General features: G+C 60.7%; 10 protein-coding genes and 1 pseudogene. 6 read left to right on the top strand and 5 right to left on the bottom strand.

Going from position 1 to position 7097, the window contains the following annotated elements; all coding sequences use genetic code 11:
• From KVT38_RS32585 to KVT38_RS32575, 3 genes and pseudogenes are all read left to right on the top strand, one after another.
• A pseudogene (locus KVT38_RS32585) lies at positions 1-202 on the top strand (peptidoglycan-binding domain-containing protein); the annotation flags it as partial.
• 180 nt (positions 203-382) lie between these two features.
• Positions 383-685: a hypothetical protein gene (locus KVT38_RS32580; RefSeq protein ID WP_217597917.1), complete on the top strand. Its 303-nt coding sequence runs from the start codon at positions 383-385 to the stop codon at positions 683-685.
• 123 nt (positions 686-808) lie between these two features.
• A complete protein-coding gene (locus KVT38_RS32575; RefSeq protein ID WP_217597916.1) occupies positions 809-1879 on the top strand; it encodes an SDR family oxidoreductase in 1071 nt (356 codons plus the stop codon).
• Positions 1880-1935: 56 nt separating this feature from the next.
• On the opposite strand, the gene KVT38_RS32570 is transcribed toward KVT38_RS32575, so the two are convergent.
• Together KVT38_RS32570 and KVT38_RS32565 are read right to left on the bottom strand one after the other, a co-directional pair.
• Positions 1936-2310 carry a winged helix-turn-helix transcriptional regulator gene (locus KVT38_RS32570; protein ID WP_217597915.1) on the bottom strand — a complete coding sequence of 125 codons (375 nt, stop codon included), beginning with the start codon at positions 2308-2310 and terminating at the stop codon, positions 1936-1938.
• 85 nt (positions 2311-2395) lie between these two features.
• Complete coding sequence (locus tag KVT38_RS32565; RefSeq protein WP_217597914.1) at positions 2396-2716, bottom strand: DUF5658 family protein; 321 nt, start codon at positions 2714-2716, stop codon at positions 2396-2398.
• 165 nt (positions 2717-2881) lie between these two features.
• Here KVT38_RS32565 and KVT38_RS32560 point away from each other — a divergent pair, with 165 nt between their 5' ends.
• Positions 2882-3091 (top strand): YwbE family protein, encoded by a 210-nt coding sequence (locus tag KVT38_RS32560; protein WP_217597913.1) that lies wholly within the window; start codon positions 2882-2884, stop codon positions 3089-3091.
• Positions 3092-3273: 182 nt separating this feature from the next.
• On the opposite strand, the gene KVT38_RS32555 is transcribed toward KVT38_RS32560, so the two are convergent.
• A complete protein-coding gene (locus KVT38_RS32555) occupies positions 3274-3900 on the bottom strand; it encodes a cysteine hydrolase family protein (protein WP_217597912.1) in 627 nt (208 codons plus the stop codon).
• A 125-nt stretch (positions 3901-4025) separates the two neighbouring features.
• Between KVT38_RS32555 and KVT38_RS32550 the strand changes: the two genes are divergently transcribed.
• Both KVT38_RS32550 and KVT38_RS32545 read left to right on the top strand, forming a co-directional pair.
• Positions 4026-5018 (top strand): LysR family transcriptional regulator, encoded by a 993-nt coding sequence (locus tag KVT38_RS32550; protein ID WP_217597911.1) that lies wholly within the window; start codon positions 4026-4028, stop codon positions 5016-5018.
• 7 nt (positions 5019-5025) lie between these two features.
• Positions 5026-5994, top strand: coding sequence for a LysR family transcriptional regulator (locus KVT38_RS32545; RefSeq protein WP_217597910.1), 969 nt, complete (start codon positions 5026-5028; stop codon positions 5992-5994).
• Between the two features lie 17 nt (positions 5995-6011).
• Here the strand turns inward: KVT38_RS32545 and KVT38_RS32540 are convergent, their stop codons facing one another.
• Positions 6012-6209 carry a hypothetical protein gene (locus KVT38_RS32540; protein WP_217597909.1) on the bottom strand — a complete coding sequence of 66 codons (198 nt, stop codon included), beginning with the start codon at positions 6207-6209 and terminating at the stop codon, positions 6012-6014.
• A 64-nt stretch (positions 6210-6273) separates the two neighbouring features.
• Positions 6274-7097: amidase (locus KVT38_RS35100; protein WP_254639735.1), on the bottom strand; the 824-nt coding region annotated here is incomplete at its 5' end.

The following is a 7097-nucleotide window of genomic DNA, read 5'->3' as shown; positions in this document are numbered from 1 at the left end:
CAGCTTCGGCGCCGGCCCTGGCGGCGGAGCCGGCGGCTTCGCCCGCGGCAGCGGGCGTCCGTCCGGCGGGCGCAGCGGCGGAAGGGCGCAGTCCGGCGGGCGCAAGCCTTCTTCGGGCGGACGGGGCGGCTTCGGCGGCGCGCCGGGCGGCGGGGCAGGCCGCGGCAAAGCGCCTTCGCGATCGCCGAAAGGCCGCAAATAAGCTTGGATCTCAGCAAAAACGCTTTGCGTACTCCAAGTGCGCGAGGCGTTTTTGGCTTTATAGGTCGGATGGCTTACAAATGCAGCATGGATTCGCCGATATATGCCATAGGACGCTTTTTTGTCCGCGCCGGCGGCGCTCTGGATATAGTGTTCATTAATCGCAAAGGGGATAACGAAGATGAAAACGGAAATTTTGCAGCAGGTGACGATCGTGGATATGAACGAAGAGATGCTGACGCGCGTCGACTTCTCGCATGCGGTGGACGTGCCCGGATCGCTCGCGATCGGCTGGTCGGTCGTCACGTACCCGCTCGGCTTGCGCGAATTCGAGGTTGTGTACGACCGCCGGGAGGAACGGACGGTGAGCAGCAAGGTCGTCGATATCGAAGTGGATACGACGGGCGAGAAGAATGAACTGCGAGCTTACTTGGAACCGATTACGCTGATCATCGGACAGCATGACATAGGGGCGGCGGAGTAGGCTTAAACCTCGGCGCGACGCTTTGATTACTTGCAAGTAACCTGATGACTTGAAGGTGCGTACTGTTCACTTCTTTTCCTCTGCCGCACAATGGTGTTAACCGAAGCGAGGAGGAAGATGAGCATGAATCCAACGAAGACGGACGCCCGCAAAACGGCGCTGGTGATCGGCGCGAACGGCGTGATCGGACGGAATCTGATCGATTATCTGGCGACGCTGCCCGAATGGGACATCATAGGCGTATCGAGGCGCGGGGGCGAAAACACAGGTCGCATCCGCTACGTGGCGGCGGACCTATTGGACGAGGCGGATACCCGCGAAAAGCTGGGTGCGCTGACTGAGGTTACGCATATTTTCTACGCAGCCTATCAGGATCGACCGACCTGGGCCGAGCTCGTCCAGCCGAATCTGGCGATGCTTGTCCATGCGGTCGATGCCGTCGAGCCGATCGCGCCGGACCTTCGCCATATCAGTCTCATGCAGGGCTACAAAGTCTACGGTGCGCATCTCGGTCCGTTCAAGACGCCTGCTCGGGAGACGGATGCCGGCCATATGCCGCCGGAGTTCAACATCGACCAGCAGCAGTTCCTCGAGTGCAGACAGCCCGGCAGCAAGTGGACCTGGTCCGCGCTGCGGCCTTCCGTCGTGGCCGGCTATGCGACCGGCAATCCGATGAACCTGGCGATGGTCATCGCGGTCTATGCCGCGATATCCAAGGAACTGGGACTGCCGCTGCGCTTCCCGGGCAAACCCGGCGCCTACGACAGTCTGCTGGAGATGACCGACGCCGGCCTGCTGGCCAGAGCCACGGTGTGGGCGGCGACCGATCCGCGCTGCGCGAACCAGGCTTTTAACATCGCGAACGGCGACCTCTACCGCTGGAACGAGCTGTGGCCGAAGATTGCGGCGAACTTCGGGCTTGAGACAGCGCCCCCGCTTCAGATGTCTCTCGAGACCGTGATGGCGGACAAGGAGCCCCTATGGGACGCGATGGTCGAGAAATACGGCCTTGCTCCGAACAGCTACGACGCTGTCTCTTCCTGGCGGTTCGGGGATTTCGTTTTTTCGTGGGATTACGATTTCTTTGCCGACGGCACCAAGGCGCGCCGCTTCGGATTCCATGAGTTCATAGACACGGAAGCGATGTTCATGGGAATCTTCGATGACCTGCGCCTGCGCAAGGTTATCCCTTAATTCAGGTGCAAGACGAAGCCGGCTCCGCCGTTATCGGCAGAGCCGGCTTTTTGAGTTCAATCGGCGTCACTGGGCGGCTCAAACAGCACGCGTCCGCGGTCGCCGTAGGAACGCTCGATATGCGTGTCGCCCCATTTGCACATGAGATGGAGCAAGTCCCTCAGGCTCCGGCCGTATGGCGTCAGCTCATATTCGACCTTCGGCGGCATCTCATTGTAGACGATGCGCGAGACGATACCGTCCGCCGTCAGTTCGGACAGCTGCTGCGACAGCATCTTTTGCGTGATCGAGGGGATAAGCCGCATGAATTCGCCGTTGCGCCGCTTGCCGAAGGTGAGGTAGAAGAGGATGACCGGCTTCCATTTGCCGCCGATAACTTCGAGCGTCGCTTCGACTGCGGTGTTATAAACTTTGATGGGCTGCTCCTGCATCGCGATATCGCCTCCCTGGCTCTACACGTATCGTATCGCTTGAACGCCGCATCCGCAAGATCGGAAGGCATCGTCAAGACCAAAGTCAGAGGGTGGCTGCGGCAAATGCGATCCAGAAGACATGATAGATCGCGACGGCGGCATACAGCGCTGTAGCGAGCGCGATGCCAAGACGAACGATCGGGCGCTCGGGCGCATGACGGAGCAGGAACAGCAGGAGGAGCGGCAGGAGGGTTTTGTAGCCGTAGAAAAAGACGATGTTGGATTCGTACAACGCCTTTGCGATCGGATTCGCTTCTTGAATCAGCCGCAGTCGAATGCCGCAATCCGTCGCGAGCGCATCGAATACGGACAGAATCAAGAGCAAATATCGGTTCCGCAAGCTCCCGCGGGCAGTCAGCACCATGGAGAGCACCTCCTTAGATACATATTGTATCACCAGAAGGTATTGTGCGTCACTTCCTGTCTCGAGAGGTGCACCGGACTCGCAGTCTTGATATGATGGCAACATACGCCGAACAAGGCGCGCAAGACAGCGAATCAGGCTTGGCAAAGGAAGGATGGAGCGCATATGGCAGGCAGCGGGCGGAACCGCAGCGACGTTAAGCCCGGACTGACGGTGGATATCGTGTTGAAGCAGGATCAGCGTACGGGCAAGCTGACCCGCGGCGTCGTGAAGGATCTGCTGACGAACTCGGCTACGCACCCGCACGGCATCAAGGTGAGGCTGCAGGACGGCCAGGTCGGCAGAGTGCAGGCGATATTGAACGAAGGGGAGTAGCGGCAGGGGACGGCTCGCGTATTTGAAGGATATCCCCTTCGCTCAGGGGAGCTGATTCCTGATCGAAGGGGATACCGTTAAAACGCGCGCGCCGGAGATGCGTCGCTGCTCGAGAAAATACAAAGGACCGCGTCGGTGTTGATGCCGCGCGGTCCTTTGGCGTTTCAGGCTGAGCGCGTCAGTCAGGCTGACGCCTCGACCGGCGCAGCCGCAGCTTGCCAGACGGCGCCCACCTGCTCGGCATCGAGCACGGTGCCGAAGACGCTCGCGATGTTGGCGAGGGTGCCGGCATGCGCCTCGGGGCTTGAGCCGGCGCAGGCGTCGGACACGAGCGTGACGTTGTAATCGAGCATGAAGCCGTCCCGCGCCGTCGATTCTACGCACACGTTGGTGAGCACGCCGGTGAGGACGATCGATTTGCAGCCCATGGATCGCAGGATGAGATCCAGGTTCGTGCCGATGAAGCCACTGTAGCGGTGCTTCTCCACGACGGCGTCTCCGGGCTGCGGATACAACTTGTAGTAGTCGGCGCCCCAGCTGCCCTTAACGACGATGGACATCTCGCTCCCGTGCTTGTTGGTCCATGCTTCGGACTTGGTCGTGTCGTCCAGCGTCATGTAGACGAATACGACGGGAACGCCGGCGGCGCGCGCATGGGCGATCAGACCGTCGATCTTGGGCACGCAGGCTTGGAATGCGGCGATGTCGGCCAGTCCGCGCTTGGCGGAGGCGCCGTCCTCATGGCAGAAGTCGTTTTGCATATCGATGATAACAAGGGCAGTGTCTTGCGGTTGAAGATGAGCAGTCATTGTATATTCCTCCAATAGGTTAGTTTTGGGTCGACTTATCCATTCTGGTATGAAATGAGGCTACTATCCGCTAAAAGTATGTTATAGAATGTTACATAATACGATGCGGCCGGGAGGCGGGCAGGATGGATATGGACGGATTGCACTCTTTTATCGCCGTTGCCAGAGAGAAGAGTATCTCCAAAGCGGCGCAGGCGCTGCACGTGACGCAGCCGACGCTTAGCGCCCGCCTCCGCAAGCTGGAGGAGGGCCTCGGCGTGAAGCTGCTCGATCGCGGCTGGGACGGCATCCGGCTGACCAAGGAGGGCCGCTTCTTCCTGTCCTACTCCGTCGACCTGTTCCAGCAGATCGAGGAGGCGGCGGCCATCCTGAGTCAGGACGGCGGCGGCGGCATCCTCGAGCGTCCGCTCGAGGCGATCGCGAACGAGAAACGGCTGCGGATCGGCATCGAGTCGTTTTACTATCCGGCTTTCCTGCCTTCCGTCATTGAAGGAGTCCGGTCCGTCGTTCCCAATGCGGAATGCCTATTCGCGAACAAGACGTCCGACCTTTTGACGGGCATGGTAGACTGCGAGAGCCTGGATTTTTGTGTAAACTTTAATTACATCGGCGATCTGCATCCTTGCTCGCGGCTTGTGCACTACGACAAGGGCGTGCTGTTGTATCCGAAGGAAGGGTACCCGGATATCCGGACCGATCTCTCGAATGCGCCGCTGCTTGCGGACCGGCCGTTTATCCTCTTCGACAATTCGCCGCTGCGCCAGTACAGCGAGGTGACGGAGCGGGTATTCCACTACTTGCTTGGCCGGGTGCCGGAGCGATTCCATATCGTGAACGACTTCACTGTGATGGCCGACATGCTGCGCCGCGGTTTCGGCTATACGTTCATGCCCCGCTCCAGCCTGCTCCATATGATGGATGCGCCGCTGCCCTTTCACGCGATCGAGATGGAAGCGGAGTTTCTCATCTCGCCCGTCTTCATCACCTACGCGCAGAACCCATCCTCGCATCATCCGATCGAACGGATCGCCAAGGCGGTCACCGAGCGGCTGAAGACCGCCATCGACGCGGCATTCCAGGGCAAGCAGGCATACGGCTACAGACGGAAAGGAGACTGAAGCGGCTATGGATATGGAAGGTCTGCATTCGTTTGTCGCCGTCGCCAGGGAGAAGAGCATCTCGCGCGCGGCGCAGGCGCTGCATGTGACGCAGCCGACGCTGAGCGCCCGGCTCAAGAAGCTTGAGCGCGATCTCGGCGTCAGTCTGCTGGAGCGAAGCTGGGACGGCATCCGGCTCACCAAGCACGGACGCTTTTTCCTGACGTACTCGATCGGCATGTTCGAGGAGCTGGAAGAAGCCGCGACCCTGCTGCGCAGACGCGAGGTGCGCGAGCCGGAGGGGCCGATCGACGCCATCACCAATGCGCTCCGGCTGCGCGTCGGGGTGGAATCGTTCTTTTTTCCCGCGTTCGTCGGACCGATCGTTCAGGGCATTCAAGCCGCCGCACCGGATACCGAGTGCAAGTTCGTCACGAAGACGTCGGACCTGCTGCTCAATCTGACGGATTGCGACAGTCTCGACCTGTGCCTTCACTACGAGACGGGGCCGCGGCCGAACCTGACCTCCTGCCGGCTTGCGAACGATCGGCTCGTGCTGCTCTATCCGAAGACGGGCTTCCCGGATATTCTGCCGGACATGAGCAACGCGCACCTGCTCAAGGACGAGCGGTTCGTGCTGTTCGAGAGCGCGCCGCTGCTGTCGTTCCCGCATGTGACGAGCCAGGTGTTCCTTAAGCTGTTCGGGGATAGCCCCGACCGCTTCCATATCGTTCAGGATGTCGAAGCGGCTATCGATATTGTAGTCGGCGGGTTCGGCTATACGTTCATGCCGGTCACGTCGATTTACCAGCTGCTCGGCGCGTCGCTGCCCTTCCGTGCGCTGCTAATGCCGGAGGCGTACCTCAGCTTGCCTATCTTGCTCAGCCGGCCTTCGTCTCCGGCTTCGCCGCTGCCGATCGCGCAGTTTGCGCCGGTCATACTGTCCGCCTTGGAGTCGTACGTCCGGCAGATCGATCCGGCTTACAGGCTGGTGTGATCGAAGGCAATCGTCGGTCAGGATGTCCGGTAGCGCGACGCCCTGTACGTCGGCGGCAGGATCGGCTCGATGCCTGTCAGATCCAGCCCTTTGATGCTGTCGATCGCAGCAGCGAAACGGGCGAACGCTTGCTTCGACTGCTCCGTCATTTCCGTGCCGCTCGCTTCCGTGCCTGCGGGGACAGCCTCGCTTTTTAAATCCTCGTAATCTCCCATGTCAGTCGCTCCTTTTATCGGGTTCCGTATCGTTTGAAAATCACTTTGAAAGTCACTTTGAAAATCACAGCGCAGGATGACGGGTGTGCCAATCGGTGTTCTGCTCGTAAACATGGCCGATGCCGAGTACGGTCGCTTCCTCGAAAGGACGGCCGATCAGCTGCATGTTGACCGGCAGACCCGCGGGCGAGAAGCCGCAAGGCATCGACAGGCTCGGCAGGCCGGTCAGATTGGTCGGCATCGTGAGCCGCGCAAGCTGCAGCGAGCCTTCGAAATCGCCCGAGCGCGGCGCCGTGATCGGCGTGGTCGGCGTGAGCAGCGCATCGACGCCGGACAGGGCGTCCAGATAATCCTGCACGACGAGATGCCGGGCGCGCTGCGCCTGCAGGTAGGCCGAGGCGGGCAGGTCCTTGCCGCTCTCGAGCATGAGACGTACGTCCGGCCCATAGTCCTGCGGGCGCGTCGCGATCCATTCCTCGTGAATGGCGGAAAGCTCGCCCAGGCAGATCGCCATGGCGATGCCCTGCGCCCGATGAATCATCGGCAGCTTCACTTCGACGATCTCCGCGCCGAGCTCTCTGAACTTGGCCATGGCCGCGTGCAGGGCGGCTTCGACGTCGGCGCTTATATTTTCATAGTAAAATTCGGTCGGAATGCCGAGCTTCACGCCCTTCAGGCTGTCGCCGTAGTCGCGCATGCCGGGCGCGGGCAGATCGACAGTGGATTCGTCCTTCGCGTCGAAGCCCGACATGATGTCGAGGCAGATCGAGGCGTCCTTCACGCTGCGGGTGAGCGGGCCGGCGTGATCGAGCGACCATACCATCGGGAAAACGCCGTGCTTGCTGTCGCGGCCATAGGTCGGCTTGTTGCCGACGACGCCGCTGCAGG

Origin of the sequence: Cohnella sp. GbtcB17, from assembly GCF_019091135.1 — a bacterium.
Taxonomy (GTDB): domain Bacteria; phylum Bacillota; class Bacilli; order Paenibacillales; family Paenibacillaceae; genus Cohnella.
The sequence above is the reverse complement of the archived record's forward strand: the minus strand, read 5'-3'. Positions and strand labels throughout refer to the sequence as shown.